We start from the raw sequence: 26,905 nt of genomic DNA on the forward strand, positions 1-26,905 counted from the left end.
GCGAATCTACCGTCCCCTTCGGACAGTCCAAACCCGGCTCCGGTGCCTCTACACTTCTGTGTCATGAGACGGCTGGCCGTGGTGGTCTTCAACGGGGCGTCACTCGGCGCCATGTCGTTCGCGTTCGGGGTGTTCGAGATGGCCTTGGCCTTCGGGGAACTGCCCGATCTGGAGATCAAGGTCGTCGGTGGCGAACCGGACACGGTGCTGCGGGGTGGCGGCCTGACCGTCCCGGTCCCCGAGGACCTCGACGCGATCCGGACCGCGGATCTCGTGCTCGTCCCGAACTGGCGGTCGCCGATGGAGAATCCGCCGGAAGCGGCGCTGGCGGCCCTCCGGGCGGCACAGGAACGCGGCGGCCGGGTGGCCGGATTGTGCAGTGGCGCCTTCGTGCTGGCGGCCGCCGGGCTGCTCGACGGCCGTCCGGCGACCACGCACTGGGCGATGGCGCCGCTGCTCGCGGCCCGGTTCCCGGCGGTCCGGCTCGACGAATCGGTGCTCTACATCGACGACGGCGACATCCTGACCGCCGGCGGGGGCGCCGCCGGGATGGACCTCGGCCTGCACCTGATCCGGTCATGGTGCGGCGCGGAGGCGGCGAACCGGCTCGCGAAGGGCATGGTCGTCCCGCCGCACCGGCCCGGTGGGCAGGCGCAGTACATCGAATCGCCGATGCCCGAACTCGACGAAGGCGACCCGGTCTCGGAGACGATGGCGTGGGCGCTCACCCGGCTGGACACCGCCCTGCCGGTCGACGAACTGGCGGGCCGGGCACATATGAGCAGGCGCAACTACGATCGCCGGTTCCGTGAGATCACCGGCACCGCGCCCGGTACCTGGCTCACCCATCAGCGGGTCATCCGCGCCCAGCAGTTGCTCGAATCCACCGATCTCCCGGTCGACGAGATCGCCCGGTACTGCGGGTTCTCCTCGTCGGCGGCACTCAGGCCGCATTTCCGGCGGCAGGTCGGGGTCACCCCGATGGCGTACCGGGAGACGTTCGGGCCCCGCCTCGGTGTCCTCGAACCCGTGCTGTCCTGAACACCATGCTGTCCGGAAACCGACGTCGGTTGGCGAAAACACCGCTCACGGTCAGGCGCTCGCCAAGACCAGGATCAAGGCATGACCGAAGACAGCCGCTCCTTCCTCAGCCGCCGTTCCATGCTCACCCTCGGCGCGGGTGCCGCGGCCGCGCTGGTGGCCTCGACCGGTACCGCCGCGGCCGGACAACCGTCCGTACCGGCGGACGCGGAACTCGCCCGCTCCCTGCCCGGCGGTTTCCGCAGCTCGTACGCCCAGGTCAACGGCGTACGACTGCACTACGTGGCGGGCGGCCGGGGTGAGCCGCTGATCCTGCTGCCCGGCTGGCCGGAGACCTGGTGGCAGTACCGCCGGATCATGCCCGCGCTGGCGAAGCGGTATCGCGTGATCGCCGTCGACCTGCGCGGTATGGGCGGGTCGAGCAAGCCGCAAGGCGGGTACGACAAGAAGACGATGGCCCGCGACATCCACGAACTCGTCCGCGCGCTGGGCTACCGGCAGGCGCACATCGCCGGGCACGACATCGGCGCCATGGTCGCGTTCAGCTTCGCCGCCAACCATCCGGAAGCGACGAAATCCCTCACGCTCATGGACGTCTCGCATCCGGACGAAAGCCTGTACCAGATCCCGATGCTGGCTCCCCCCGGACAGCCGGTCCACGTCTGGTGGTTCGCCTTCAACCAGGTCGCCACCCTGCCCGAACAGCTCTTGACCGGCCGCGCGCGGTTCCTCGTCGACTGGATGTTCGACCACCTGCTGACCGATCCCGCTTCGATCGGCGACCGCGACCGCGCGCTCTACGCCGCGGCGTACGACCGCCCGGACGCCATCCGGGCGGGCAACGGCTGGTACCAGGCGTTCGGCCAGGACATCGAGGACCAGAAGGCCTACGGGAAGATCGCCGCGCCGACACTCGGTCTCGCCTCGGACATGAACTATGACTACTTCGCCGCGGTCCTGCCGTCCAAGGCGGCGGACGTCCGGGTACGGCGGGTCGCCGGTTCCGGCCATTTCGTCGCCGAGGAACAGCCTCAGACGATCATCGACGAGCTGCAGGCCTTCCTCGGTTGAGCGACATACCCCGAATGGATCAATGCCGCCCACCGAACCGCCTAATTCACTCGGTCAGGTGAAAGACGCGGCCAGCCGTCATTCTCGGGGCAGAGGTCCCTCTTCTCTGGTGTGTCGGTACCGGCCGGGCAGCCCCCCGAACGGCCGGTACCGACACGGAAGTACAGCTCAATCGATCCACCAGCGGGCCTTGTAGATCCACGCGCCGTGCAGCGCCAGCTCGGCGCGTGGAAAGGCCTGCCGGACGGTGTCGGTGCACCACGCGCACAATGGACCCGCTCGAAGCATCGCCCCGGACCGGACCATCACCTCCTCGATCGGACGGCGCGCCGCCGACGAACGACGCTCCGCGGTCAACACCGCACCCAGCACCGGCTCGCCGCCCTCCGCGACGGAGAACGACTCCTGCGCGGGGATCGTGTGCGGCGACGGCAGCTGGGTGGGCGCCGGGACCCCGTCCGGAGCGTTCGCCGTCCGCCCCGGCCGAACAGTTCCAGCAGCCCGCCTTCCACCAGCGCTGCCGCCCGCGACGTCGTCCGGACCCCGGCGGGCACCGGGCCGTTCAGGAACGGACGGCGGTTCGCGTGACGGCGAAAGACGGCCTCCGTTCTTCCGCTGAGGAAACCGGTCGCCACCGATCCGGAGGTCGGCGAGGAGGTCCGGCTCTTCCGGCGAAGGCAGCAGCCGTAGCGACAGCGTCTTCCCGTTCGACCGCAGCGACATGAGCGGGTCGAGCCACACTTCGATCCGGTCCCGGTCGGCGACGAACCGCCACGGCCGGGAGTTGAGCGGTGACGGCGCGTGCACGGCCGAAGCCACCACTTGATCGACATGAGTCGGCAACGGGATTTTCATGTGGACTCCGGAAAATGAGGGGGTTGGCCCACCCTCATCCGGGGTATCCGGCGACGGCAGCGGCCGCCGGTCACGAATCCCGAGGTTTTCGCCCCCGTTTCCGGCGGGAGCGGGAACTCAGGACCCTGTGCCACGAACGGCGGCGGTGAGAGTCTCGATGACCGGAACGGAGCCGATGATGACCCACAACACCGGTAAATGGACCATTGACGTTTCCCTCCAGCCCGGACCGTACCGGGTCCGCGCGGAAGCGTTGCTCCGTCTCGAAGACGGCGGTGAGTTCGTCGGCGTCGGGCTGGCGCACGCCGGACTGAGAGACGGCTCGATCTCCCAGGTCGGTTCCTACCTGGCGGTGGCGCGGGCGCTTTCCGACCTCACCGCGGAACTTCTGGAGACCGTCGCCTCCGACGTCGACGCCGAGGTCTCCCGCTCCATCGAGGTCGACGAGATCTTCGCCGTGCAATCGACGAACTAGGACGGGGCAAGGACGTCAGCGCAAGGGGGCGGACCACTCGATCCGGGTGCCGCCCCCTTCGCGCGTCTCCGCCCGGAACCACCCACCCGCCCGTTCCGCGCGCTCACGCGGATTCCGCAGCCCGTCGAATTCGCCGCCGGGCTCCCCGCCGATGCCGTCGCCGTCGTCGGTGACCACGATCCGCAGAGCGTCGTCCTTCACCGCGACACTCACCGAAACACCGCTCGCCCGCGCGTGGCGGACGACGTTGCCGACCGTCTCCCGCACCACCGCCTCGACGTGTTCGGCCAACGGGAAGGGAATCGAATCGAGCGGTCCGGAAAGGCTGATCGTCGGATGGATCGCGGTGCCGTCGGTCAGCTCGATGATCGAGTCGTAGAGGCGGTACCGAAGCCGGACACCCTGTTGTCCCGCCTCGCCGCCGTGGAGATCGAAGATCGCCGTGCGGATCTCGTGCACGATCTCGTGCATCTGGTCGATGCTCTCCCCGATCCGCCGCCGCAGTTCCGGTGAGTGCGTCCGGCGATGCGTGCTCTGCATGGCGAGACCGACCGCGAACAACCGCTGGATGACGTGGTCGTGCAGATCCCTGGCGATCCGGTCCCGGTCGGCCAGCACGTCGAGTTCCCTCGCCGTGCGCTGTTGCACGGCGAGCTGGAGCGCGAGCGCCGCCTGGTCGGCGAAGGAGGCCACCACCGGCAACTGGGTGAGCTCGAACGGGACCGAGCCCGGATCCCGTGCCGCCATCAACACCCCGGAGGTGCGTTCCCGCGCACGGAGCGGTACCACCAACGTCGGCCCGAGGCGCACCTCGACGCCGTCACGGAGCACCAATTCCGGCACACTGCGCGGAGTCCGGTCGCGGTAGACCGCTCCCGGCAACGAGGCGGCGACGCTGATCCGAGCCCCGGTCAGTTCCTCCGACCGGGCGCCCGCGCAGACGGCGATGGTGAGTTCGCCCGGTTCGTCTTCCCTGTCCGGGCAGACGTCGACCCGGCCGGAGCCGGGCAGTGCCAGCAGGGTGAGGTCGGAGCCGGTCAGTTCGAGGACCCGGCTGGCGATCAGGTTGAGCGCGTCGACGGGATCGGTGCCGCCCAGCAGTTCCGTGGTCACCTCGCTGGTGGCTGCCTGCCACTGCTGGCGGATCCGTGCCTGTTCGTAGAGATGGGCGTTCTCGATCGCGATCCCGGCCGCGGCGGCGAGCGCCTGGACGACCACCTCGTCGTCGTCGGTGAAACCGTCCCCGCGTTTCTCGGTGAGGTAAAGATTCCCGAACACCTCGTCACCGACCCGGATCGGTACGCCGAGGAAGGAACGCATCGGCGGATGACACGCCGGGAAACCGACCGACGCGGGATGCCGCGAAATGTCGGCCAGGCGCACTGGTTTCGCCTCTTCGATGACGTAACCGAGGAGTCCGTGGCCTTTCGGCAAATGGCCGATCTGTTGTTCCGTCTCGCCGTCGATCCCGAGATAGACGAATTCGGCGAGCGAACCGTCTTCCGCGATCACCCCCACCGCGCCGTAGGTGGCCTCGGCGAGGTCGATCGCCGCCTGCACGATCCGGCGCAGTGTCGTGTCCAGTTCCAGTCCGGACGCGACGGCGAGTACCGCTTCGAGCAGGCCGTCCATCTTGTCGCGGGTGCCGATGAGCCGTTCGATGCGGTCCTGGAGATCCCGCAACACCTCACGAACCCGCAACTGGGAGAGGGCGCCGGTGACCCGGTCGCCCGTTCCGCCCAGCCGGTATTGAGCCGACATCCTGCTTCGCCTCCGAAGATCGGGACGACTCGCGGCCGTGGTGACTTTCTCCTCTTTCGGCCCCGCACCGCAGGCGGGACCGTCTCACCGAGACACCAATTGCCCGTGGCGCGGCGGGAGAGACCATGACCTTACAAGTCACCAGGGTCGGGCGTTTGAACTCCGATCAGGTGAATTCCGTGCTCCGGTCGGCCATGCTGGCACCGTCGACGCACAACACCCAGCCGTGGCTCTTCCGGTGCACCGGTACCGGAATCGAACTCCACGCCGATCCACGCCGTATCCTACCGGTCACCGATCCGGACGGACGCGAACTCATCCTCTCCTGCGGTGCCGCCTTGTTCACTCTCCGGACGGCGATTCACGCACTGGGCTTCCATCCGGCGACGACCCTCATGCCAAGCCGCGCGGATCCCGATCTGCTGGCCGTCGTCCGCCCGTTCGCCGAACGCACCCCCGAGCCCAAGATCACCCGGCTCGCCCGCGCGATCCCCCGCCGCCGCACCAACCGGCGTCCGTTCCTGCCCACCGCCATCCCGCGGTCGACGCTCGCCGTACTCCGCCACGCCACCGAACTCGAGCACGCGTGGTTGCCGAGCCTGAGCGCCGAACAATGCGGCCGCCTGCGTGATCTCACCGCTCGCGCGCGGGTCGCCCAGCTCGCCGATCCCGCTTTCGTCGCCGAACTCCGCCGGTGGACCGAACTGAGCGCGGGCACCCGCGACGGGGTGCCGTCCTACGCGACCGACGGCTGCCCCGCCGACGAAAGCTGGCTCCTCGAAGAATGCGGTCCGCCCGGTGCCGCCGGCCTGCCGGATCCGCCGCTGGTGGTGGCGATCGGATCGTTGACCGACGAGCGGCTCGACCGGCTGCAGGCGGGGCAAGCGCTGCAACGGGTTCTGCTGACCGCGACCGGCGCCGGGCTCACCGCGTCGTTCATCTCCCCGCCGGTCATGGTCCGTTCGGCGCGCGCCGAACTCCGGCGGCTTCTCGGCTGCGGAGTGTGGCCGCAGGTGCTGTTGCGCCTCGGCTACGGCACGCCGTTGCCGTGGACCCCGCGCCGTCCGCTGGAGGACGTCCTGCTCGAAACGCTCGTTTCCGCCTGACCACCCTGCTCCGTCAGCGAAGGCCGGTGTCAGTGAAGACCCGGTGTCAGTGACGACGCAGCTCCGTGGCCAGTACGGCCGCCTGCGTACGCCGCTGCATCCCGAGTTTCGTCAGCAGCCGGGACACGTAGTTCTTGACGGTCTTCTCGGCGAGGAACATCCGTTCGGCGATCTGCCGGTTGGTCAGCCCCTCGCCGATCAGTTCCAGCAGCGTGCGCTCCTGTTCGGAAAGCCCGGCGAGCGGGCCCTTCTTCACCGAGACGTCGCGGAACTTCGCCATCAGCGTCGCGGCGGCGCGTGTGTCGAGCAAGGAGCGGCCCAGGCCGACATCCTTGACCGCGGCGACCAGGTCCATCCCCCGGATGTCCTTGATGACGAAGCCGCTCGCGCCTGCCATGATCGCGTCCAGCATCGCCTGCTCGTCGGTGTAGGACGTGAGCATCAGGCATTTCAGTTCGGGGACCTTGGACCTCAGTTCCCGCGCGAGTTCGACGCCGTTGCCGTCCGGCAGCCGGACGTCGAGGACCGCGACATCGGGCCGCAGCGCCGGAATCCTCGCCAGCGCCTGGGAAAAGGTGGCAGCCTGACCGACGACGCACAGCTCGGCGTCTTCTTCGAGCATGTCCGCCACCCCTCGACGGACCACCTCGTGGTCGTCGACCAGAAACACCCGGAGCATTCCGACCTCCACGGTTCCCTCCTCCGTCAGAGCGTACGGTGCACGACCGGTCACTGCGACCGGCCAAAGGACCCTGTTCGGCGCCCGTTCGAGTGGCCGCCGCCCGGACCAGGTTCATTTGCATCAGGCGAGTCAGGACGTTCTCTTCTTTCCCGCGCCGCCGACCGCTGCGACGATCGCCCCATGTCCGAGACCACGCTTTCGCCGGCCTCGTCGTCCGGCACACCAGACCCGGCAGACGACCTCGTGGCCATGCGCAGCCGCATCCGTTTTTACCGCGCCCGCGCTGAACAACTCCAGTACGCGCTGGACCACCGGTTGCCCATCGAACAGGCCAAAGGCATCCTCGCCGAGCGTTACCAGATCGACATCGATTCGGCGTTCGAACTGCTGCGGTCGTTCTGCCGTAACAACAACGTGAAGATCCACGACGTCGCCAGGACACTGGTCGAGCAGCCGAGCGAAGGCGGTCGACGTCTGTCTTGCTGAGCCACGCCAAGTTCGGCGGCGGACCCGCGGCCACCACCGGCACCGCTGACCCCGCGGGCACGGACTGGGTCATGAACCGAACGCCGCCCCTCAGACTTCGGGTGCTCGTCGCGGACGACAATCCGATCATCGGCGATGCCCTGCGCGCCCTGCTGGAGACCGAACCCGACATCGAGGTGGTCGCCATCGCGCTCACCGCCGGTGAAGGCGTCGCGCTCGCGGAGCTGCTCGTCCCGGAGGTCGCCGTCCTCGACGTCCGGATCCCCGGCGGTGGCGGCGCTTGGATGGCCAGGGAGATCCGGCGGCGGGTGCCCCACACGCGGCTGATGGCGTTCTCCGCGCACAGCGATACCCGGTCCATCGCCCAGATGGCGTCCGCCGGCGTCACCGAGTACCTCGTCAAGGGCAGCCCCAACACCGAGATCGTCGCCGCCATCCGCCGTCTCTGCGCGAACAGCGCCAATGGGACGGAATAGCGAGTCGTGAGTCGGCTCTATCGAGACGTGAGCCAGGCACGGACACCGCAGCCTCAGCGTGGAAGCCAGCGTTCCATGCAGGCCAGCAGTTCCGCCGCGTCCACGGGTTTGGTGACGTAGTCGCTCGCCCCGGCGGCGAGGCATTTCTCGCGGTCACCCTCCATCGCCTTCGCGGTCACCGTGATGATCGGCAGGTCGGCGAACTTCGGCATCTCGCGGATCGCGGCCGTCGTCGCGTGACCGTCCATCTCCGGCATCATCACGTCCATCAGGATGAGCTCGATGTCGTCGTCGGCCAGCAGTTCCTCGATGCCTTTGCGGCCGTTGGGCGCGTGGACCACCGACAGGCCGTGCAGTTCGAGCATCCCGGAGATCGCGAAGACGTTGCGGGCGTCGTCGTCGACGAGGAGGACCTTGCGCCCCTGCAGCCGCCGAGCTCCCGCGGGTGGGTCGGCTGCCTTCGCCGTCACCTCGGGGGGCGACGGGGGCACTTCGGGCTGGTGCATCAGTGGGAGGATGCCGTCGAGTTCGCTGGCCGAGATGTGCAGCATGATGCGGTCCCGCAGCATGTCGAGCGAAGGCAGCAGTTCGACCGGGTGCTGCCTCGCGTGGCCTTGCAACAGCCGATCCATCGCGGCGCTGAGCTTGCGGCTCGCGTGTGCCAGCACCGGAACCTCGACAGCGTCCGGGCCTTCGACAAGACGTTTGAGGAACGACAGCGCGCTCGTGCCGGGGATGCTGGTGTCGAGCACGACGCAGCGGTAGCTGTTGCGTTTCAGCTCGTCGATGGCTTCGGCCGGGTCGGCCACGGCCCGCACCTGGACTGAGCCATGGCTGTCCGCGAGGTCGGCGGCGACCCCCTTGGCGAGCAGGGTCAGTAGACTGTTCTGCTCGCTTTCCACGACCAGGACGCGCCGCCCGGCCGATCCCCGGATGTCCACAGTGGACTCCGGCACGGGCATGGGTGCGGTGAAGCGGGCCACCGGCAGGTAAAGGGCGAACGTGCTGCCCGTGCCCAGCACACTGTCCGCCCGGATCTCGCCGCCGAGCAGGTAAGCGACCTCGCGGCTGATCGACAGGCCGAGGCCGGTGCCACCGTATTTACGGCTGGTGGTGCCGTCGGCCTGTTGGAAGGCACCGAAAATGGATTCGAGGTTTTCCTCGGCGATCCCGATCCCGGTGTCGATCACGCTGAACGCCACCAAGGACTCGTGCTCGCCGGACGGCGAGATCGGATCGACCAGTTTCACCCGCAGCTCGACGCTGCCGTCTTCGGTGAACTTGACCGCGTTCGACAGCAGGTTCCGCAGCACCTGCCGCAGTCGCTGCTCGTCGGTGAACAGCAGTTCCGGCACGTTGGGCTCGACCGTGACCCGGAAGTCGAGCCCCTTCTCCGCGGTCAGCGGGCGGAACGTCGTGCCGACGTAGTCGAGCAGCTGGCGCAGCGGGAACGGCTCGTGGTGGATGTCCATCTTGCCCGCCTCGACCTTCGAAAGGTCGAGGATGTCGTTGATCAACTGCAGCAGGTCGGTGCCCGCGGATTGGATCACCTTGGCGAACTCGACCTGTTTGGGCGTCAGGTTCTGGGTCGAGTTCTGTGCCAGCACCCCGGCGAGGATCAGCAGGCTGGTCAACGGGGTCCGAAGTTCGTGCGACATGTTCGCCAGGAACTCGGCCTTGTACTTCGAAGCCAGCGCGAGCTGCTGCGCGCGCTCCTCGATCTCCTGTCGTGCCTGCTCGATTTCGAAGTTCTTCACCTCGATGTCGCGGTTCTGCCGCGCCAGCAGTTCGGCCTTCTCCTCCAGTTCCGCGTTGGACCGCTGGAGTTTCGCCTGCTGTGCCTGGAGTTCTTCCGAACGCGCCCGCAACTCTTGGGCCAGTCGCTGGGATTCCTCCAGCAGGGAGTCGGTCCGGGCGTTGGCGATGATCGTGTTGACGTTGACCCCGATGGTCTCCATCAGTTGTGCGAGGAAATCCTTGCGGACGGCGGTGAATTCGCCGAATGTCGCCAGTTCGATGACGCCGAGCACCTGATCCTCGAAGACGATCGGCAGCACGATCAGGGTGACCGGCGGAGCGGAACCGAGGCTCGACGAGATTTTCACGAAACCCGGCGGCGTCCGGTCGACGACGATCGGTCTCTTGGTGTGCGCGGCCTGCCCGATCAGCGATCGGCCCATGGCGAACCGCGAGGGCACGTCCGGATCCTCGCTGTGCCCGTAGCTGGTGATCAGCCGCAGCCGGGTGCCGTTCTCCCCGGACTCGGTGAGGAAGAACGTTCCGTGTTGCGCGCCGACCAGCGGGGTCAGTTCGTTCATGATGAGCGTGGCGACCACCCGCAGGTCCCGATGGCCCTGCATCAGGCCGGAGATCCGCGCGAGGTTGGTGTCGAGCCAGTCCTGTTCTTCGTTCGCCCGGGTCGTCTCGCGCAGCGACTGGACCATCGCGTTGATGTTGTCCTTGAGTTCCGCGACCTCGCCCTGCGCCTCGACGGAGATCGACCGGGTGAGGTCGCCGGTGGCCACCGCGCTGGTGACCTCGGCGATCGCCCGCACCTGGTCGGTCAGGTTGTCGGCCATGACGTTCACCGACTCCGTCAAACCCTTCCAAGTCCCCGACGCACCCTTCACGTCCGCCTGACCTCCAAGCCGCCCCTCGGTGCCCACTTCACGCGCCACCCGCGTCACCTCGTCCGCGAACGACGAAAGCTGATCCACCATCGTGTTGATCGTGTTCTTCAGCTCCAGCATCTCGCCTTTGACGTCGACGGTGATTTTCTGGGACAGATCCCCTTTCGCCACCGCCGTCGCGACCTCGGCGATGTCGCGGACCTGACCGGTCAGATTGCCGGCCATCGCGTTCACCGAATCGGCGAGGTCCTTCCAGGTACCCGAAACCGAAGGCACCGCCGCCTGTCCACCGAGCTTGCCGTCGGTCCCCACCTCACGAGCGACCCGGGTGACCTCGGAGGTGAACAATGCCAGCTGGCCGACCATCTCGTTGAAGACGACCGCCATCTCATCCATCAGGACGTCGTCCGCTGGGGACAGCCGGGTGCTGAAATCGCCGTCACGAACGGCTTTCAGCCCCTCCAGCAGTCGCTGCAGTCCTTCGTCGTCGAGTCCACCACCCGCTCGGGCCGTGTCCGGAGGGACCGTCATCGCCGTACCGGTCCGGAACCGGCCAGCGGAATCCAGCAGACAACGCAGGTGCCTTCACCCGGTCCGCTGGAAACCCGGAACCATCCTTGCGCCGCCTCCGCACGCTCACGCATCGATGCCATTCCGATGTGCTCACCCGACAACACCTCCGGGGAACCGTCGGCGCCCGGCTTCATCCCGTCGCCGTTGTCGGCGACCCGCACCAGCAGTCCGCCGTCCTGTCCGGTCAGGCTGACCTCGACGGCGGTGGCGTTCGCGTGCTTCCGCACGTTGACCAACGCCTCCTGAACGATCCGGAAGACGGTGACGACGAGTTCGGGCGGCGGCCTGCCGGTGAAATCGTGCCGCAGCGTGCAGTCGAGCCCCCAGCCGCGGACGACCTCGTCGAGATAGTCACGGATGGAGCCGACGAGGTCCTCGTCGTTCAGCGCGGGCGGACGCAATTGGGCAACCAGTATCCGCAGTCGCCGGATCGCGCTTTGGATCGCTTCGTCGAGTTGCATCAACGCGGAATCGCGGCGCTGGGCGGCGAGCATCTGCAAGCGCATGCTCACCGCGATCATCGACTGGATGGAATCGTCGTGAACATCCCACGCGATACGACGTCTTTCGGTTTCTTGCGCTCGCACCAAATGCGCGAACGCCTGCTGCCGCCCACTTCTCTCCTCTTGCACCTTCCGCCGTTCGGTGAGATCCCTGGTCACCTTGCCGAAACCGATCAAGGTCCCCATGGGGTCACGCAGGGCGGTGAGCACGGTGTTGACCCAGAAGCGCTCCCCTCCTCGACGGACCCGCCAGCCTTCGTCCTCGTGGCTGCCCATCTCGGCGGCGATCAGCAGTTCCGCGGTCGGTCTTCCGTCGGCGATGTCCTCCTCGGTGTAGAAAACGGAGAAATGGCGGCCGAGGATCTCCTCCTCGGAATACCCCTTGATCCGTTCGGCACCTTGGTTCCAGGTGATCACCTTTCCGTCGACGTCCAGCATGTAAATGGCGTAGTCGACAACGCTGTGCACGAACAACTCGAAGAGCACAGCATTGCGATGATCGGGCGCCGATTCCGATGGCAGCATGGCCATAGTGCAGCTTGGCACTCAGGCGCGCTCCGGCGCTACGGCCGTTCGAGGAGGCCGTTCTTGCGCGCGTGCGCCACCGCTTCGAGTTTCGAATGGGTTCCCGTCTTCACCAGTATCCGCTGCACGTGATTCCGCACGGTGTTCCGCGCGAGCCGCAACTCCTCGGCGATCCGATCGGTTCCCGCCCCGTCGGCGATCAAACCGAGCACCTGCCGCTCCCGTAACGACAACACCGGACCGAGCGGGCCGGAACTGCCTGCCAGCATGGCCAAAGCGCCGCTGAGCAGTTCCGGGTCGATGATCACGTCACCCGCCGCGACGGTGCGGATTGCCGTGATCAGCTCGTCGAGCAGCCCCGATTTCAGCAACAATCCGGCACCGCCGACTTCGAGGATCCTGGCGGCGATCGCACTGTTCGCGTCACCGGTCAGCACGAGCACGCGGCTCGACGGCGAAAGCGCGCGGAGTCTCGTGATCGCCTCGATCCCGTCGCCGTCCGGCAGCCGCCTGTCGAGCAAAACGATGTCAGGCAGATGTTCTTCCACCGCGATCATGCCGTGCGCGAGGGACTCCACCGAAGCCACCAGCTGGATCTCCGGGAATTCTTCGAAGGCGGCGCCGAGTGCCTCGGCCACCATCTTGTGGTCTTCGACGAGCAGTACCCGGATCGGAGCCGCCGCCCGGGTTCCGGACTGCGGGGAGGTCGGGTTCGGCATGCACCTTCTCCGTCGATCGTGAGCCAGCCGGCGGACATTGTCCCACCGACTTCCGTCATTCCGGCGTTTCGAAGCCAACCCGTGACACGCCGTACCCGTTCGGCGACCGACTGGGGTCTTTGTGCCCTCGATGCCACTACCTTCGGCGGTGACCTGAGCACCTCGTGATACCGCATCGTCGAAGATGGCAATCGCCGGACCGCCGAAGGGAAGGGTGACCGGGACGTGACCACGAGGATCTGCGAGACCCGCCGTCGTCCCGGCACGCGCGCCGGCCCTATCCGGACACCGGTCTCCGCCGAACTCGAAAGGTTGCCGCGGGTGTCCGCGAAACCCGAGCCGCACCCCTCCCTCCTCGACGACGTCTTGACCATCCTCCAGCAGCCCGACGGAGCGGCCGCGGCCACGAACGGCACCGCACGACCCCGGCAGCGGTACCACTTCCCGCGATGGAACCCACGGGACCGGCGCGTTCAGCGACTGCGCGGCTGGCTCAGCGGCACCACCGGCTGACCGGGCGATCGGTCAGACCGGCCGCCATCGGCCGATGTCGGCCTCCATCGGCACGATCCGGGTCAGCGACGAACGCACCTTCAGTTCCATCGCCCGGTCCCGGCCACGGCTCCCGCGCGGCGCATAGGGATAGAAGGTGCCGCGTTCCCGGCGATAAACCATGGTGAGCTTGGGGTGGCGCCTATCCCGCACCTCGGCGAAATCGACCGTCGTGTGCAGCAACCAGGACGCGAAACCCGCCTGCGCCAGCCGGTCGTTGACGTCGACGAGGTCACCGAGAAGCCAGCCCAGATCCCCGTTCTCCCGCCAGCAACGCACGATCGTCCTCCCCAGGGCGTCGTGGTTGATCACGTTGCGGCGCACGGAATCCCCGGCGAGACCGGCGATGATCTCCGCTTCCGTCCCGTCGCCGGGACGGCCTTCCGCGACGAAGCAGACGGTCCCCGTTCCGGTCGGCGCGAGTCCGTAGCCTGCCCGCAACGGCGACGCCGCCGACCTCAGTTCCAGCAGCGGGAGCAGGCTCGGCCGTACCGAGCGGCTCCTCCCCAGAAGGCTTCCCAGCCGCGCCATGGCATCCACGCATCCTCTCTTCAGCGTGAAGCCTTCCCGATGTCATCGCGGCCCCGTAGGGCCGCACGGTCACGCCTTTCCCGGGACAAGTCATCGGTTTCGGTGACCAACGACCCTACCGGCAACTGCCGGTCATCATTCGGCAGTTGTCAACGACGGCGGGACCGAAGGAACACCTCGCTGTCCAGCGAACCGTCGACGACCCCGCTTGCCACGTCCGCCAGCTTCCGGTTCGAGCCGCGAGCGAACGCGCGCAACCGCTGAAAAGCCTTGCCGACACTGACCCCGGCACGCTCGGCGAGCATTCCCTTCGCCTGCTCGATGACGATCCGGCTGTCGAGGGCCGTCTGCAACTGTTCCGAAAGCGTCCGATAGTGCCGCAGTTCCCGTTGCTGGAGCAGGCACAGGGTCGCGGCGTCGGCGAGCGCCTGCCCAAGGCGGCGGTCCTCCGCGCTCAAAGCCGCGGTTTCGGTATGCAGAAAGGTGAGCGCGCCGAGGGTTTCCTCCATCGCGCGCAAGGGAAGCGCGGAAACCGCGGCATAACCCAGTTCGGACATTCTGGCCACGTAACCCGGCCAGCGGGACTCTTCGGCGGAGAGATCGTCGATCGCGAGGCCACCGCCGGTTTCGAACGATTCGAGAGCGGGCCCTTCTTCGGCGGCCGCGGGATAGCGTTCGAGTTCCAGCCCGGGGAGGAAGACCTCCATCGAGTCGATCGGCAGCAGGCGTACGCATTCGCTGGACAGGATGTCCACGACCCGGTCCGGTTCCGGATCCTCCACGACACTCGCGGTCAAACTCACGAACGCCGCGCAGACCGCGGATTCCCTGGCCAGCCCGGCGGTGAGTTCGGTGTCCCTCCCCATGAACGCCATCACCGATCCCGGAACTGCATTCGCGACCCCGCGCGCCATCTAGTCACCCGAGCGATTCTGGCCCGCATGGCCGCACCCGGCAACGACCAGATGGAGGATCCTTCAGCGCGTGCTCGCGGCGCGAATGTTCGCCTTACCGGCGCAGGGAAATCGGGGGCACGGTGTTCGCCCGCAGCGCTTGCTCGTCCATAGTGGACTCCCCGATGCGCGCCTTGCCGATCTTCTCCGCGACGAAGGCACCTGGATCTTCGAGCACGTCGGCCCTGCCGCTCAGGAACGCCCACTCGTGCTCGTCCGACCCGTAGTAGAGAACGGTTCCGAACGACTCGGTGAACCGGCGCCACGACGAGATCAGCGTTTGATTGCGCCACAGCGTCGGGCAGCCCGCCTGGCAGCCGACCACTCCCCCGGTGGTGAGCAATGCCGCGCACCGGGCCAGGAAATCGGTTCCGTACAACCGGTTGTGCTGGGCCTGGGGATCGTCGTTCTCGTCCGGCAGGTCGATGACGACCACGTCGTAGGAGTCACCGCGATCCTTTGCTTCGGCGAGGAACTCCCAGCCGTCGCGATAGTGCATACGGACCTTCCCGTCGCCGCGCTCGGCACGGGTGAGGTCGTCGAGCGTGTAACCGTAGGGAAGATGCTCGGCACAGGCCCGCACCGCTTCGGCGTCGATGTCGACGTGATCGACCACCTCCGCACCCGCGGCGACCGCGAGTTCCGAGGCGACCCCTTCGCTGGAACCGATGATCAGCACCCGCTCGACCCGTTCGGCGAGCAGCAGCGACGGGATCACCAATGCCTCGTGGTAGACGAGCTGGCTCAGCTCGGTGCTCTGCCGTTCGTCGTCGCAGAACAGGGAGACCCCCTGTGCCGTCCGTCCGATGAGGACGTGCTGGAAGGCGGTGCGGCCCTCGAACAGCACCTCGTCGACGTCCCAGTGCCGGGTGAGTCCCGGCCCCATCGGTTCGACGATCCGCCGCTGCGCCATCAGTTCTCTCCTCGTTCCACAGTGGACATCCGGACGATGCCGGCACCAAGCAGCTTCGCCAGCAACGCGACGGCCCGCTCCGGATCGGCCCGGTCCCCGCAGGTGAACACGTCCACGAACACCGAGCCGATCTCCGGGTAGGTGTGCACGGACGCGTGCGACTCGGCCAGCAGCGCGAGCACGGTGACCCCTTGCGGCGCGAAGGAATGCGACACGACCTCGCATACCGTCGCCCCCGCTTCCGTCACCGCGTCCGCGAGAGTCTTCTTGAGCAACGCGGGATCATCGAGGAGCGACGGCTCGATCCCCTCGAACTCCGCGAGTACGTGGCGACCGGCGAACCGGCCGACGAGTGGCACTTCACCCGGCATCGGCGAACCTCCCCACAGCATAGGTACGCAACGGTTCGATTCCGTTGAAAGCGACCGACGAGTAGCTGGCGGTGTACGCACCGGTGCCCGGGATGTCCAGCCGGTCGCCCGCCTTCAGCGCCAGTGGCAGCGCGCACGGCGTTCGCTGGTAGAGCACGTCGTCACCATCGCAGGTCGGCCCCGCCAGTACCACTGGTCCTTCCGGTCCTTTGACGCCGACGGGCTCCAGCCGATACGCGACGGCTTCGTTCTCGCACTCGGCCATCCCGTTGTACCTGCCGACGTCGAGATAGACCCAGCGGCGTTCGTCGGCGACGGCGCGAGTGGTCACCAGGACGACTTCGGTGCGGATGAGCCCGGCGTCGGCGACGATCACGCGACCCGGCTCGAGCATCAGTTCCGGCCCCGGCAGGTGCCGCCGGATGGCGTCGTGGATCACCGCCGCGTAGCCCGCCAACGAAGGCACGGGTTCCCGGTGCTCGGTGGCGAACCCGCCGCCGATGTTGAGCCGTGCCGGCCCGACGCCGGCGTCGGCGGCGACCTTGGCCGCCGTCGCGATGCCGATCTCCCAGGCGGCCGGATCGGGTTGCTGAGACCCGACGTGGAACGCGATTCCCGGCCGCAGCCCGGCTTCCGCGGCCCGGCGCAGCAACGCGGCCGCCACGGATGGCTCACAGCCGAACTTGTGGCCGAACGGCGTAACCGAATCGGGACCGCCGGTCAGCAGGCGGATCGAGACCAGCGAACCGGGCGCGTGCTCGGCCAGGTTCGCCAGATCCCCGGCGGAATCCGTCGTGAATTCACGGACTCCGCGCGCATACGCGTACGAGATGTCCGACGGCTTCTTGATCGTGTTGCCGTAGGCCAGTTCCCCCGCGTCCGCGCCGCGCGACAGGCACAGGTCGATCTCGCCCGTGCTCGCGACGTCGAAACCCGCACCCGCCGACCGCACCGCGTCGAGCACGGCGGGAACGGGATTGGCCTTGACGGCGTACCGGATCAGCGCGCCCGGGAAGGCCGCCGAGACCGCGGCCGTCCGGTCCGCGACCAGGTCGGTGTCCACGACCAGGCACGGTGTCGGCGGCTCGCGGTCCGCCAGGAAGGCGCGGATCCGGTTCAGGCTTTCGGTCACGCGCCCCAGGGTGTCAAAGGCTCATGGGGGGCGCGGAACCCGGGGTCACGCCCGGGCGTCGCCCGAGGCCTGCTCAGGCAATTCCACCCCGTGTTCGGCGGCCAGGCGCTCCAGGTTGGCCAGATCGGCGCCGACGGCCGACGCGCGATCCTCGTCCGAATCCCGCCTGGCGATCCGGACCTCTTCCCTCGCCTGTCGTACCCGCTCCCGCAGATTCACCGCGAACTCGCTCATCGTGCACCCCCGATCTCCCGCACCTCGTCCGTCTTCACCCTAGGGCCCTCCGAATTCACCACCGACGTGATCTGCGTCATCACAGGCTCGTTCGCGGTCGAAGTGAAGAAGTATGCCGGTGCCACCATGGTTTCGCAGCTCAGGGAAGGCCGGCTTTTTCAACCGGCGCGGCGGTGCGCACCCGGCGACCGATCACCGCGAGCGGGGCGAGGGCGCACAGCCCGCCCGCGATGGCGACCAGAACGTATCCACCCAGGCCGAAGAGGTGCCCGGCGAGCAGGCTCGCCGCCGCGGAGGTTCCCCACACGAAGGCGTCGACCGTGCCCTGGGCCCGCACCCGCTGAGCGGGCGGAAGATCGCGGCTGAGCATGCTGCTGCCGCCGACGAACACCAGATTCCAGCCGTAGCCGAGCAGGAACATCGCGACCGGGATTCCCACGTGATGCGAATCAGGGCCGCCGATCGCGGTGACCGCCGCGACGGTGAGCGTGCCGATACCGCCGAAGATCGTCGCGCGGCCGCCCCAGCGGTCGGCGAGCCAGCCGGACAACGGCGCCAGCGCGAACATCCCGACCAGATGGGCGCTCAGCACCCAGCCGACGACGTCCAGTCCCTGACCGTGCTGGTGCAGCTGGACCGGCGTCATCGTCATCACCGCGACCATCGCCAGCTGCGCGCCGACCATCGCCACGAGCGGTCCGAGGATCAGCGGGTTCCGCACGGACATCCGCTCGCGCCTGGTCGCTCCTTCCGCCGGAGCGGCGAGACCGCGCGGCAGGGTGGCGACGGCGAGCACCGCGATGGCCACGACGATCGCCCCGGCCGCGAGCGGACCGGACAGGGCGGGCAGATCGGCGGCTTCCGCCCGCGCCGCGGCCGGCGCGATCAACGCCGGACCGGCCACCGCGCCGACCGTCCCCGCCCAGACCATTGTGGACAGTGCGAAACCCTTGCGGCGCTCCGGGGAGAGGTCGGCGGCCGTGTAGCGAGAAAGCTGTGCCCCGCTGTTGCCGAAGCCGATCAAGGGCATCCCCGCCACCAGCGCGAGTATGGATCCGCCGAGCACTCCCGCGAACGAGATCAGCGCACCCGCCACCGCGGCGCCGTACATCAGCACCAAGACCAGGCGCCTGCCGTAGCGGGCGGCCAGCGCTCCCGACGACAGCGACCCCGCGGCGGAACCGAGTACCAGCACGGCGTTCGGGAGTCCGCTCCACGCGGCACCGGCGTGCTCGACCACGATCAACGCCGCCGTGGTGGAGAGGCCGACGACCGCGGTGCTGAGGCAGGCGACGCCCATGAAGAGCGCGAACATCGGTTTCATGATTCAAACCTAAGGAATCCGGGCGTTCCGGCGAATAGGCTCACGAAGGCCTTGCGGGGGTGCGAGGCCCATCATGAAAGGAATCCTGGCGCGATGACCTTACGATCGGAAAGGCCGCTGGACGACCTCGACTGGCGGCTCGTCGAGACCCTCCAGAGCGACGGGCGGCTCTCGTTCAAGGAGCTGGGACGCCGGGTCAACCTCTCCGCGCCGGCGGTCGCCGAGCGGGTCCGGCGGCTGGAGGAGACGGGCGTCATCACCGGATATCGCGCACAGGTCGATGCCCGCCGCACGGGGTACGACCTGCAGGCGTTCGTCGAGATGCGCTGCTCGCTCGGCAGCTGCCTGCTGCGCACCAGCAAGTCGGAGGACTACCCCGAAGTGGTCGAGCTGCACCGGCTCAGCGGTGATCGCTGCACCATGCTGAAGGTGCGGGCCGTGTCGCTTGAACATCTCGAAGGCCTCTTCGAACGGCTGGGCAAGCACGGTGAGCTGCGGTCCTCGGTGGTGCTGTCGACGCAGTTCGAAGGCAGGCCGGTCGGACCGCCGGTCGAGGACTACCTGAAGGCGACGAAGAGCGAGGGCTGGAGCGTCTGAACCCGATCAGGAATCGAGAAGCGCCGGAGGCCGCGGCTCACCTAGCGTGATCATCGTCGCGGACACCCCGCACGTACATAGGGGACGGACGGCTCGAAACTGGTTAGATCGAGCCCGGTGAGGCTGACGGACCGTACACGCGGCCCACATCAGGATGGAGAGACGATGAGCAAGACCACCAGGCCGCAGCCGCCCGAGCCGCACCCCGCCGACACCCATGACCTGATCCGGGTACTGGGCGCGCGCGAGAACAATCTCAAGGACGTCGCCGTCGAGCTGCCGAAGAGACGGCTGACGGTGTTCACCGGCGTTTCCGGTTCGGGCAAGAGCTCACTGGTCTTCGACACGATCGCGGCCGAGTCGCAGCGGCTGATCAACGAGACCTACAGCACCTTCGTGCAGGGTTTCATGCCGACGCTGGCCCGGCCCGAAGTCGACGTACTCGACGGCCTGACCACCGCGATCATCGTCGACCAGCAGCGGATGGGCTCCGACCCGCGCTCCACCGTCGGCACCGCCACCGACGCCCATGCCATGCTGCGCATCCTCTTCAGCCGGATCGGGAAGCCGCACATCGGCTCACCGCAGGCGTTCTCCTTCAACGTCGCCTCGATCAGCGGGGCGGGCGCCGTGACCATCGAGAAGGCCGGGCGGACCACGAAGGAACGCCGCGAGTTCAGCATCACCGGCGGCATGTGCTCACGCTGCGAGGGGCGGGGCACGGTCAACGACATCGACCTCACCGCGCTGTACGACGAGAACAAATCCCTCAACGAAGGCGCGCTCACGATCCCCGGTTACTCCATGGAGGGCTGGTTCGGCCGCATCCTGCGCGGCTGCGGCTTCTTCGACCCCGACAAGCCGATCAAGAAGTACACCAAGCGGCAGCTGAACGATCTGCTCTACAAGGAGCCGGTCAAGCTCAAGATCGAGGGCATCAACCTGACCTATTCGGGGCTCATCCCCTCGATCCAGAAGTCGTTCCTGGCCAAGGACCGGGAGGCGATGCAGCCGCATATCCGCGCGTTCGTCGACCGGGCGGTCACCTTCACCACCTGCCCCGAATGCGACGGAACCCGGCTCAGCGAGACCGCGCGGTCGTCGAAGATCAAGCGGATCAACATCGCCGACGCCTGCTCGATGCAGATCAGCGACCTCGCCGAGTGGGTCCGGGGGCTGAAGGAGCCGTCGGTGGCGCCGCTGCTGGAGAAGCTGCTGCACACGCTCGACTCGTTCGTGGAGATCGGGCTCGGCTACCTCTCACTGGACCGGCCGTCCGGCACGCTGTCGGGTGGCGAGGCACAACGCACCAAGATGATCCGCCACCTCGGCTCTTCCCTGACCGACGTCACCTATGTCTTCGACGAGCCGACCATCGGCCTGCACCCGCACGACATCCAGCGGATGAACAACCTGCTGCGGCAGCTGCGCGACAAGGGCAACACGGTGCTGGTCGTCGAGCACAAGCCGGAGACGATCGCCATCGCCGACCATGTCGTCGACCTCGGCCCCGGCGCGGGCACGGCCGGCGGCACGATCTGCTTCGAGGGCACCGTCGACGGCTTGCGCGCCAGCGACACCATCACCGGCCGCCACCTCGACGACCGGGCCGCGCTCAAGGACAGCGTCCGCACGCCCACCGGCAAACTGGAGATCCGCGGCGCGGACCGCCACAACCTCCGGAACGTCGACGTCGACGTCCCTCTCGGCGTCCTCTGCGTCGTCACCGGGGTGGCGGGCTCCGGCAAGAGCTCGCTCATCCACGGCTCGATCCCCGCCGCCGAGGGCGTGGTTTCCGTCGACCAGACACCCATCCGCGGCTCCCGGCGGAGCAACCCGGCCACCTACACCAGCCTGCTCGAACCGATCCGGAAGGCGTTCGCCAAGGCCAATGGTGTGAAGCCGGCGCTGTTCAGCGCCAACTCCGAGGGCGCCTGCCCGAACTGCAACGGCGCCGGCGTCATCTACACCGACCTCGGCATCATGGCGGGCACCGCGACCACCTGCGAAGAGTGCGAGGGCAAACGGTTCCAGGCTTCGGTACTGGAGTACACGTTCGGCGGCAAGAACATCAGCGAGGTCCTCGCGATGCCGGTGTCGGAAGCCGAGGCGTTCTTCGGCGAAGGCGACGGGCGCGTCCCGGCCGCGCACGCCATCCTCGGCAGGCTCAACGATGTCGGGCTCGGCTACCTCAGCCTCGGCCAGCCGCTCACCACGCTTTCCGGCGGCGAGCGGCAGCGGCTGAAGCTCGCGACGCACATGGGCGACAAGGGCGGCGTCTACGTCCTCGACGAGCCCACCACCGGCCTGCACCTTGCCGACGTCGAAAACCTGCTCGGCCTGTTGGACCGGCTCGTCGACTCCGGCAAGTCCGTGATCGTGATCGAGCACCACCAGGCCGTCATGGCGCACGCCGACTGGATCATCGACCTCGGCCCCGGCGCCGGTCATGACGGCGGAAAGATCGTCTTCGAGGGCACGCCCGCCGACCTCGTCGCGACCGGTTCGACCCTCACCGGCGAGCATCTGGCGGCCTACGTCGGCAAGTGACCCCGGCCTCACGCCCGCGTTTAGTCCTCTAAATGCGTAGGTGGACCACGCCCCACGCCCGCGTTTAGTCCTCTAGATCCGGGTCTCGGTCGGCCCACTCGAGGAGGGTGTCGAGCGAGTACGCGGTGTCGTCGATGCCCGCGTGCAGGTCGCCGAGTTCGGCGAAGCGCGCGGGCACGGTGGCGATGGTGAATTCACGCGGCTCGACGTCGTCGATCTCGTGCCACCCGATCGGCGTCGAGACGACGGCTTCGGGCACACCGCGGACCGAGTAGGCGCTGGCGATGGTGTGGTCGCGGGCGTTCTGGTTGTAGTCCACGAACAGTTTCGAAGGATCGCGATCCTTGCGCCACCAGGTGGTGGTGACCTCGTCGGGCATGCGGCGCTCGACCTCGCGCGCGAAGGCGTGCGCGGCCCGGCGTACCTCCTGGAAGCCCCACCTCGGTTCGATCCGGACGTAAACGTGCAGGCCGTGGCCGCCGGAGGTCTTCGGCCAGCCGGTGATCCCGAGTTCGTCCAAAATCTCGCGGACGGTATGCGCGACCTTCCGCACGGTGGAGAACGGGCAGTCGGGCATCGGGTCGAGGTCGATCCGCCACTCATCGGGGCGTTCGGTGTCGGCCCGGCGGGAGTTCCAGGGGTGGAACTCGACGGTCGACATCTGCACCGCCCAGATCACGTCGGCGGGATGCGTGACGCACAGTTCGTAGGCGTGCCTTCCGGAGGGGAAGTCGACGCGGACGGTCTGCAGCCAGTCCGGGGCCCCGTTCGGGACGCGTTTCTGGTGGACCTTCTCCCCCGAGACCCCGGACGGGAACCGGTGCAGCATGCACGGCCGCTCCCGCAACGCCCGCACGATCCCGTCGCCGACCGCGAGGTAGTACCGGACGAGATCGAGTTTGGTCTCACCCCGTGCCGGGAAGTAGACCCGATCCGGGTTCGAGACGCGCACCGTCCGGTCGCCGACCTCGATCTCCACAGCCGAGCTTTTCGCCATGAGGGGAAACTAGCCCGAAACCGGCCACCCGGCCTATCAGGATCACTCGCTTCCGACGAACATCTCGACCAGGCTCCGCGGAAGTTTCTCGCGGAACTCGCGTTCCCGAAGGACCGCGGTCGCGTCGTCGACTTCGGCACTGCGGACGAACATGGCCTCCTCGTACTCGGCGATCGCGGCCTCGACGTCGCCGGGATGCGCGGCGAGCGCCTTGGCCAGTTCGGCGCCGTCGAGCATCGTCAGGTTGGCCCCTTCGCCGTTGGGAGCGGCGAGGTGGGCGGCGTCACCGACCAGGGTCACCCCCGGCACCCTGTCCCAGCGGAGCCCGGCCGGGAGGGCGTAGTGCGGACGATGGACCGGCGCGGTGTCGGTCTCGGTGAGCAGGGCGGTGAGTTCCGGCGCCCAGCCGTCGAACTCCCGCGCGATCCGCGCGGTGGTCGCGGCGGGGTCGGTGAAATCGATGTCCGCGAACCAGTCCAGCGTCTCGTTGAGCACCACGTAGGTGTGCAAGGTGTCACCGCTTTCCCGGTGGGCGTGGATCTCCCTCTCCGGTGCGGGCGCTATCAGCGCCCCACCGCCGACCGCCTTCGCGGCGGCCTGATGCCGGGTGTCGGCGTCGTACAGATAGGTCTCGACGAACGACGTACCGGCGTACTCGGGTATGGCGCCGGTGAGCAAAGGCCGTACTCGCGACCAGGCGCCGTCCGCGCCGACCAGCACGTCTCCCCCGGCGGTGGTGCCGTCGGCGAAGGTCACCTCGTGGCCGCCTTCGTCGAGCCGCCGGACGCCGGTGACCTTGTGGCCCCAGCGGACGGTGCCGTCCGGGAGGGACTCGAGCAACATCCTCCGCAGGTCGGCGCGCTGCACCTCGGGGCGGCCGCCGGTCCCGTCGTCGGCCTGCTCGAACAGGACCGTCCCGTCCGGGGCCAGGATCCGCATCGCCTCGCGGCCCTCCAACACGAGGCCGCGGAACTCCTCCATCAGGCCCGCCGCTTGGACGGCGAGTTGTCCGTTGTAGTCGTGGATGTCGAGCATCCCGCCCTGTGCGCGTTCCTCCGGCGAATTCTCCGCCTCGTAGACCACTGCCGGGATGCCGTATACGTGCAGGACACGGGCCAGGGTGAGCCCGCTGAGTCCCGCGCCGATGATCGTGACGGTCGCCTTCATGACACCTCTTCTGGAATGGCGTTCCATGGTGGAATGTCATTCCATATTGGAACGGCGCTCCAGGTCTGTCAAGATGACGGCATGGCCACACGGACAAGCCGGACACCGCGGCGCACGGAGGCGCTCTCCCGGGAGCGCATCGTCGAGGCCGCCGTCGCACTGCTCGACGCGGAAGGCGAGAGCGGGCTGACCTTCCGGACACTGACCGAACGCCTCGCCACCGGCCCGGGAGCGATCTACTGGCATGTGGCCAACAAAGGGGAACTACTCGCCGCCGCGACCGACTCCGTCATCGCGGACGTCTTGGCCATCGAGCACGACGAGCCATCGGACACGCCTCAGGACGAGATCCGCACCCTCGCACTCGGCCTGTTCGACGCGATCGCGGACCACCCGTGGCTTTCCGCGCAACTCGCCGTTCAGCTTTCCGGCAGCCCTTGGGGTTCGGTGACCCCGCGGATCTTCGAAAGCTTCGGACAACGGGTCGCCGCGTTGGGCGTGCCCGAAGCCACTTGGTTCACGGCGGCCTCGGCGCTCATGCACTACGTCTTCGGCGCCGCGGGCCAGAACGCCGCGAACGCCCGCGCACTCGAACCCGGAGTGGACCGGGCCGAATTCCTCCACGCCGCGGCGACAGTGTGGGAAGAACTCGACCCCGGCGAATACCCGTTCATGAAATCCATCGCCGACCAGGTGCGTGAGCACGACGACCGGGAGCAGTTCCTCACCGGGGTCGATCTCATCCTCACCGGCATCACCGCCTCGAACCGGGCCTGAGCGGCCGGGCGTCAAGCTTTCCGGCGCCGGGCCTTGCGGATCGCCGCGACCGTGACGGCGAAGACGGCGCCGAGGAAAGTGATGTCCACGGCGGGCACCCAGCGCACGTCGCCGCCCTTGAGCACGTACGCGCCGACAGGGCGCGCGGCCAGGATGAAACCGCCACCCTCGCCTTCCTTGTCCTGCTCGGCGCCGTGTCCGCCGCCACCACCGCCGATGACGCGCGCGGCGGGAATCACCACCACCCCGTCGTGCTCCACCGGTTCGCCGTAGACGCGGCGGACGGTGAGGATGTCGCGCATGGTGCCGGCGACCTTCTCGAGTCCCATCGCGGTCAGCCTTCCTGCGGCAGCACCGACATGACCTCGGACACCGGGCGCAAATGCTCTTCCAGCAACCGCGACGCCTCTTTCGCGTCGTGGGCGTTCAAGGCAGCGACCAGTTCCCGATGCTCTTCGTTGATCACCGTCAGCCTCTCCGGGCGGGCCTCCAGCGCGCGGACCGTGACGCGTTGCTGCCGCGAGCGGAGGGTGTCGTACAGCTCGGTCAGGACGGAGTTGCCCGCGGCGTTCACGATGGCGCGGTGGAACCGGCGGTCGAAGCCCGAAACGGCGAACCAGTCGCGTTCGTTCCCGGCGTTCACCATCGCTTCGATGAGTTCCGGCAATTCGGCGGGCGCCCCGGCACGGTTCGCGCAGAGCGCCGCGATCGCGTGTCCTTCGATCAGCCGCCTGCTCTGGTAGACCTCTTCCAGCTCGCGCGCGGTGACCGTGCGCACCTGGGCGCCCTTGCGCGGCAACAGACTGATGAACCGTTCGGCCGCCAGCCGGTGGAACGCCTCGCGCACCGGGGTCCGCGAAACGCCGACCTCGCCGGAAACCCACATTTCGTCGAGGAAGCGGCCGCCTTCCAGCTCACCCGAGATGATCCCGTCGCGCAGCCATGTGTAGACCCGCTCGCGTGCCGGGCCGCCTCCTTCGGCGGTCACAGTCATCTCGTCCCCCTCCAAGCCGTCACTTTCCGCGACGAAGCCTACACCTGGACCACTCAAGTATCCATCATGTATACATGAGTTCCACCTATCCGAAGGGGTCCCATGGTGCACGTCGCGGTGGCGCAGTTCGCGCCCGGCAACGACAAACAGGCCAACCTCGCACGCGTCGCCTCCCTCGTCGGTGAAGCGGCCGACCGCGGGGCGCGGGTGGTCGTGCTGCCCGAGTACTCGCTGTTCACCGTACCGACGATGAGCCGGGAATTCGTGACCTCGGCCGAAGAACTCGACGGCCCGTTCGTCACCGAGCTGCGCGGCCTCGCGAAGGACCGGCAGATCACCGTCGTCGCGGGTATCAACGAAGCGCTCCCCGAGGGTGACCGGATCTCGAACACGCTCGTCGCGGCCGGTCCCGACGGGGCGATCGCCGCGCTCTACCGCAAGCTGCACCTGTACGACGCCTTCGGTTTCCGCGAGTCGGAACTGGTGCGGCCCGGCGACATCGAAGCGCCGGAGACCTTCGAGGCCGACGGCTTCGTCTTCGGCCTGCAGACCTGTTATGACCTGCGTTTCCCTGAAGTCACCCGGCGGCTGGTCGACGCGGGCGCGGACGCGGTACTGCTGCCGGCGGAATGGATGCCCGGCCCGCTCAAGGAGGACCACTGGACCACACTGGTCCGGGCGCGGGCGATCGAGAACACGATTTATCTGGTCGCGGCGGGCCAGGCGGCGCCGACCGGGTCGGGGCACAGCATGATCGTCGACCCGATGGGTGTCGTGCTCGCCTCCGTCGGCGAGCGCACGGGAACCGCCGCCGCCGAGCTTTCGGCCGACCGTGTTTCCGAAGTCCGCGCCAAGAACCCGGCGCTGCGACTGCGCCGGTTCGCCGTCACCCCGAAGTCCTGAGTATCTT

27 protein-coding genes and 1 pseudogene are annotated in these 26,905 nt (G+C 68.0%); 11 read left to right on the plus strand and 17 right to left on the minus strand.

All coding sequences use genetic code 11. From position 1 onward, the window contains the following. The first annotated feature begins 63 nt into the window (after positions 1–63). Both AVL48_RS11670 and AVL48_RS11675 read left to right on the plus strand, forming a co-directional pair. Positions 64–1,041 (plus strand): GlxA family transcriptional regulator, encoded by a 978-nt coding sequence (locus AVL48_RS11670; RefSeq protein WP_061982464.1) that lies wholly within the window; start codon positions 64–66, stop codon positions 1,039–1,041. A gap of 81 nt (positions 1,042–1,122) precedes the next feature. Next, entirely contained in the window at positions 1,123–2,112 is a 990-nt protein-coding gene (locus AVL48_RS11675) for an alpha/beta fold hydrolase (RefSeq protein ID WP_061982463.1), read from the plus strand. Between the two features lie 168 nt (positions 2,113–2,280). On the opposite strand, the gene AVL48_RS11680 is transcribed toward AVL48_RS11675, so the two are convergent. Further along, positions 2,281–2,967 carry a hypothetical protein gene (locus tag AVL48_RS11680; protein ID WP_244162567.1) on the minus strand — a complete coding sequence of 229 codons (687 nt, stop codon included), beginning with the start codon at positions 2,965–2,967 and terminating at the stop codon, positions 2,281–2,283. A 157-nt stretch (positions 2,968–3,124) separates the two neighbouring features. Between AVL48_RS11680 and AVL48_RS11685 the strand changes: the two genes are divergently transcribed. After that, complete coding sequence (locus AVL48_RS11685) at positions 3,125–3,442, plus strand: dsRBD fold-containing protein (RefSeq protein ID WP_061982461.1); 318 nt, start codon at positions 3,125–3,127, stop codon at positions 3,440–3,442. Positions 3,443–3,457: 15 nt separating this feature from the next. Here the strand turns inward: AVL48_RS11685 and AVL48_RS11690 are convergent, their stop codons facing one another. Next, on the minus strand, positions 3,458–5,203 hold the full coding sequence (locus AVL48_RS11690; RefSeq protein WP_061982460.1) for a sensor histidine kinase: 1,746 nt from the start codon (positions 5,201–5,203) through the stop codon (positions 3,458–3,460). A 125-nt stretch (positions 5,204–5,328) separates the two neighbouring features. Here AVL48_RS11690 and AVL48_RS11695 point away from each other — a divergent pair, with 125 nt between their 5' ends. Then, positions 5,329–6,309: an Acg family FMN-binding oxidoreductase gene (locus tag AVL48_RS11695; RefSeq protein WP_082857614.1), complete on the plus strand. Its 981-nt coding sequence runs from the start codon at positions 5,329–5,331 to the stop codon at positions 6,307–6,309. Between the two features lie 46 nt (positions 6,310–6,355). On the opposite strand, the gene AVL48_RS11700 is transcribed toward AVL48_RS11695, so the two are convergent. Continuing rightward, positions 6,356–6,988 (minus strand): response regulator, encoded by a 633-nt coding sequence (locus AVL48_RS11700; RefSeq protein ID WP_061982660.1) that lies wholly within the window; start codon positions 6,986–6,988, stop codon positions 6,356–6,358. Between the two features lie 183 nt (positions 6,989–7,171). Here AVL48_RS11700 and AVL48_RS11705 point away from each other — a divergent pair, with 183 nt between their 5' ends. Together AVL48_RS11705 and AVL48_RS11710 are read left to right on the plus strand one after the other, a co-directional pair. Next, on the plus strand, positions 7,172–7,477 hold the full coding sequence (locus AVL48_RS11705; protein ID WP_061982459.1) for an ANTAR domain-containing protein: 306 nt from the start codon (positions 7,172–7,174) through the stop codon (positions 7,475–7,477). A gap of 71 nt (positions 7,478–7,548) precedes the next feature. After that, positions 7,549–7,953 (plus strand): response regulator, encoded by a 405-nt coding sequence (locus tag AVL48_RS11710; protein ID WP_244162568.1) that lies wholly within the window; start codon positions 7,549–7,551, stop codon positions 7,951–7,953. Between the two features lie 53 nt (positions 7,954–8,006). On the opposite strand, the pseudogene AVL48_RS11715 reads toward AVL48_RS11710, so the two are convergent. From AVL48_RS11715 to AVL48_RS11725, 3 genes and pseudogenes are all read right to left on the minus strand, one after another. Then, positions 8,007–11,033 (minus strand): annotated as a pseudogene (locus AVL48_RS11715) (response regulator); the annotation flags it as partial. A gap of 77 nt (positions 11,034–11,110) precedes the next feature. Continuing rightward, complete coding sequence (locus AVL48_RS11720) at positions 11,111–12,184, minus strand: PAS domain-containing sensor histidine kinase (protein WP_244162569.1); 1,074 nt, start codon at positions 12,182–12,184, stop codon at positions 11,111–11,113. A 38-nt stretch (positions 12,185–12,222) separates the two neighbouring features. Continuing rightward, positions 12,223–12,903, minus strand: coding sequence for a response regulator (locus tag AVL48_RS11725; RefSeq protein WP_061982457.1), 681 nt, complete (start codon positions 12,901–12,903; stop codon positions 12,223–12,225). 225 nt (positions 12,904–13,128) lie between these two features. Between AVL48_RS11725 and AVL48_RS11730 the strand changes: the two genes are divergently transcribed. Further along, positions 13,129–13,416 (plus strand): hypothetical protein, encoded by a 288-nt coding sequence (locus tag AVL48_RS11730; protein ID WP_061982456.1) that lies wholly within the window; start codon positions 13,129–13,131, stop codon positions 13,414–13,416. Positions 13,417–13,428: 12 nt separating this feature from the next. On the opposite strand, the gene pspAB is transcribed toward AVL48_RS11730, so the two are convergent. The 7 genes from pspAB to AVL48_RS11765 form a co-directional block, all read right to left on the minus strand. Then, on the minus strand, positions 13,429–13,986 hold the full coding sequence (gene pspAB / locus AVL48_RS11735) for a PspA-associated protein PspAB (RefSeq protein ID WP_061982455.1): 558 nt from the start codon (positions 13,984–13,986) through the stop codon (positions 13,429–13,431). A 149-nt stretch (positions 13,987–14,135) separates the two neighbouring features. Then, a complete protein-coding gene (locus AVL48_RS11740; protein ID WP_244162570.1) occupies positions 14,136–14,861 on the minus strand; it encodes a GAF and ANTAR domain-containing protein in 726 nt (241 codons plus the stop codon). Positions 14,862–14,994: 133 nt separating this feature from the next. Beyond that, positions 14,995–15,852, minus strand: a complete 858-nt coding sequence (locus AVL48_RS11745) for a spermidine synthase (RefSeq protein ID WP_061982454.1) — start codon at positions 15,850–15,852, stop codon at positions 14,995–14,997. Beyond that, a complete protein-coding gene (speD, locus tag AVL48_RS11750; RefSeq protein ID WP_061982453.1) occupies positions 15,852–16,223 on the minus strand; it encodes an adenosylmethionine decarboxylase in 372 nt (123 codons plus the stop codon). Before speD ends, AVL48_RS11745 begins: the two co-directional genes overlap by 1 nt. Beyond that, entirely contained in the window at positions 16,213–17,355 is a 1,143-nt protein-coding gene (locus tag AVL48_RS11755; RefSeq protein ID WP_061982452.1) for a type III PLP-dependent enzyme, read from the minus strand. Before AVL48_RS11755 ends, speD begins: the two co-directional genes overlap by 11 nt. 45 nt (positions 17,356–17,400) lie before the next feature. Beyond that, positions 17,401–17,589: a hypothetical protein gene (locus AVL48_RS11760; RefSeq protein WP_061982451.1), complete on the minus strand. Its 189-nt coding sequence runs from the start codon at positions 17,587–17,589 to the stop codon at positions 17,401–17,403. A gap of 139 nt (positions 17,590–17,728) precedes the next feature. After that, positions 17,729–18,913, minus strand: coding sequence for an MFS transporter (locus AVL48_RS11765; protein ID WP_061982450.1), 1,185 nt, complete (start codon positions 18,911–18,913; stop codon positions 17,729–17,731). Between the two features lie 93 nt (positions 18,914–19,006). Here AVL48_RS11765 and AVL48_RS11770 point away from each other — a divergent pair, with 93 nt between their 5' ends. Both AVL48_RS11770 and AVL48_RS11775 read left to right on the plus strand, forming a co-directional pair. Further along, positions 19,007–19,510, plus strand: a complete 504-nt coding sequence (locus tag AVL48_RS11770; protein ID WP_037304977.1) for an Lrp/AsnC family transcriptional regulator — start codon at positions 19,007–19,009, stop codon at positions 19,508–19,510. Positions 19,511–19,675: 165 nt separating this feature from the next. Then, positions 19,676–22,060, plus strand: coding sequence for an ATP-binding cassette domain-containing protein (locus AVL48_RS11775; protein WP_061982449.1), 2,385 nt, complete (start codon positions 19,676–19,678; stop codon positions 22,058–22,060). Between the two features lie 64 nt (positions 22,061–22,124). Here AVL48_RS11775 and ligD read toward each other — a convergent pair whose 3' ends face one another. Both ligD and AVL48_RS11785 read right to left on the minus strand, forming a co-directional pair. Continuing rightward, positions 22,125–23,057, minus strand: a complete 933-nt coding sequence (ligD, locus tag AVL48_RS11780; RefSeq protein ID WP_061982448.1) for a non-homologous end-joining DNA ligase — start codon at positions 23,055–23,057, stop codon at positions 22,125–22,127. A 42-nt stretch (positions 23,058–23,099) separates the two neighbouring features. Further along, complete coding sequence (locus AVL48_RS11785; protein ID WP_061982447.1) at positions 23,100–24,224, minus strand: FAD-dependent oxidoreductase; 1,125 nt, start codon at positions 24,222–24,224, stop codon at positions 23,100–23,102. An 81-nt stretch (positions 24,225–24,305) separates the two neighbouring features. On the opposite strand from AVL48_RS11785, the gene AVL48_RS11790 reads away from it, so the two are divergent. Beyond that, the gene (locus AVL48_RS11790) at positions 24,306–25,001 is read left to right on the plus strand and encodes a TetR/AcrR family transcriptional regulator (RefSeq protein WP_061982446.1); all 696 of its coding nucleotides are present in this window, start codon (positions 24,306–24,308) and stop codon (positions 24,999–25,001) included. Positions 25,002–25,012: 11 nt separating this feature from the next. Here the strand turns inward: AVL48_RS11790 and AVL48_RS11795 are convergent, their stop codons facing one another. Next, complete coding sequence (locus AVL48_RS11795; protein WP_061982445.1) at positions 25,013–25,330, minus strand: sporulation protein; 318 nt, start codon at positions 25,328–25,330, stop codon at positions 25,013–25,015. A 5-nt stretch (positions 25,331–25,335) separates the two neighbouring features. Next, positions 25,336–25,995 carry a GntR family transcriptional regulator gene (locus tag AVL48_RS11800; protein WP_177242319.1) on the minus strand — a complete coding sequence of 220 codons (660 nt, stop codon included), beginning with the start codon at positions 25,993–25,995 and terminating at the stop codon, positions 25,336–25,338. A 102-nt stretch (positions 25,996–26,097) separates the two neighbouring features. On the opposite strand from AVL48_RS11800, the gene AVL48_RS11805 reads away from it, so the two are divergent. Continuing rightward, complete coding sequence (locus AVL48_RS11805) at positions 26,098–26,898, plus strand: carbon-nitrogen hydrolase family protein (RefSeq protein ID WP_061982444.1); 801 nt, start codon at positions 26,098–26,100, stop codon at positions 26,896–26,898. Positions 26,899–26,905: the final 7 nt, after the last annotated feature.

The organism is Amycolatopsis regifaucium (assembly GCF_001613935.1).
In the GTDB taxonomy this organism is placed as follows: Bacteria; Actinomycetota; Actinomycetes; order Mycobacteriales; family Pseudonocardiaceae; genus Amycolatopsis; species Amycolatopsis regifaucium.

Bases quoted from the DNA above. Each gene is read 5' to 3' on its own strand.
- AVL48_RS11670 (WP_061982464.1), top strand. From the start codon at position 64: ATGAGACGGCTGGCCGTGGTGGTCTTCAACGGGGCGTCACTCGGCGCC.
- AVL48_RS11675 (WP_061982463.1), top strand. From the start codon at position 1,123: ATGACCGAAGACAGCCGCTCCTTCCTCAGCCGCCGTTCCATGCTCACC.
- AVL48_RS11680 (WP_244162567.1), bottom strand. From the start codon at position 2,967: ATGAAAATCCCGTTGCCGACTCATGTCGATCAAGTGGTGGCTTCGGCC.
- AVL48_RS11685 (WP_061982461.1), top strand. From the start codon at position 3,125: ATGACCGGAACGGAGCCGATGATGACCCACAACACCGGTAAATGGACC.
- AVL48_RS11690 (WP_061982460.1), bottom strand. From the start codon at position 5,203: ATGTCGGCTCAATACCGGCTGGGCGGAACGGGCGACCGGGTCACCGGC.
- AVL48_RS11695 (WP_082857614.1), top strand. From the start codon at position 5,329: ATGACCTTACAAGTCACCAGGGTCGGGCGTTTGAACTCCGATCAGGTG.
- AVL48_RS11700 (WP_061982660.1), bottom strand. From the start codon at position 6,988: ATGCTCCGGGTGTTTCTGGTCGACGACCACGAGGTGGTCCGTCGAGGG.
- AVL48_RS11705 (WP_061982459.1), top strand. From the start codon at position 7,172: ATGTCCGAGACCACGCTTTCGCCGGCCTCGTCGTCCGGCACACCAGAC.
- AVL48_RS11710 (WP_244162568.1), top strand. From the start codon at position 7,549: ATGAACCGAACGCCGCCCCTCAGACTTCGGGTGCTCGTCGCGGACGAC.
- AVL48_RS11720 (WP_244162569.1), bottom strand. From the start codon at position 12,184: ATGCTGCCATCGGAATCGGCGCCCGATCATCGCAATGCTGTGCTCTTC.
- AVL48_RS11725 (WP_061982457.1), bottom strand. From the start codon at position 12,903: ATGCCGAACCCGACCTCCCCGCAGTCCGGAACCCGGGCGGCGGCTCCG.
- pspAB (WP_061982455.1), bottom strand. From the start codon at position 13,986: ATGGCGCGGCTGGGAAGCCTTCTGGGGAGGAGCCGCTCGGTACGGCCG.
- AVL48_RS11740 (WP_244162570.1), bottom strand. From the start codon at position 14,861: ATGGCGTTCATGGGGAGGGACACCGAACTCACCGCCGGGCTGGCCAGG.
- AVL48_RS11745 (WP_061982454.1), bottom strand. From the start codon at position 15,852: ATGGCGCAGCGGCGGATCGTCGAACCGATGGGGCCGGGACTCACCCGG.
- speD (WP_061982453.1), bottom strand. From the start codon at position 16,223: ATGCCGGGTGAAGTGCCACTCGTCGGCCGGTTCGCCGGTCGCCACGTA.
- AVL48_RS11760 (WP_061982451.1), bottom strand. From the start codon at position 17,589: ATGAGCGAGTTCGCGGTGAATCTGCGGGAGCGGGTACGACAGGCGAGG.
- AVL48_RS11765 (WP_061982450.1), bottom strand. From the start codon at position 18,913: ATGAAACCGATGTTCGCGCTCTTCATGGGCGTCGCCTGCCTCAGCACC.
- AVL48_RS11770 (WP_037304977.1), top strand. From the start codon at position 19,007: ATGACCTTACGATCGGAAAGGCCGCTGGACGACCTCGACTGGCGGCTC.
- AVL48_RS11775 (WP_061982449.1), top strand. From the start codon at position 19,676: ATGAGCAAGACCACCAGGCCGCAGCCGCCCGAGCCGCACCCCGCCGAC.
- ligD (WP_061982448.1), bottom strand. From the start codon at position 23,057: ATGGCGAAAAGCTCGGCTGTGGAGATCGAGGTCGGCGACCGGACGGTG.
- AVL48_RS11785 (WP_061982447.1), bottom strand. From the start codon at position 24,224: ATGAAGGCGACCGTCACGATCATCGGCGCGGGACTCAGCGGGCTCACC.
- AVL48_RS11790 (WP_061982446.1), top strand. From the start codon at position 24,306: ATGGCCACACGGACAAGCCGGACACCGCGGCGCACGGAGGCGCTCTCC.
- AVL48_RS11795 (WP_061982445.1), bottom strand. From the start codon at position 25,330: ATGGGACTCGAGAAGGTCGCCGGCACCATGCGCGACATCCTCACCGTC.
- AVL48_RS11800 (WP_177242319.1), bottom strand. From the start codon at position 25,995: ATGACTGTGACCGCCGAAGGAGGCGGCCCGGCACGCGAGCGGGTCTAC.
- AVL48_RS11805 (WP_061982444.1), top strand. From the start codon at position 26,098: ATGGTGCACGTCGCGGTGGCGCAGTTCGCGCCCGGCAACGACAAACAG.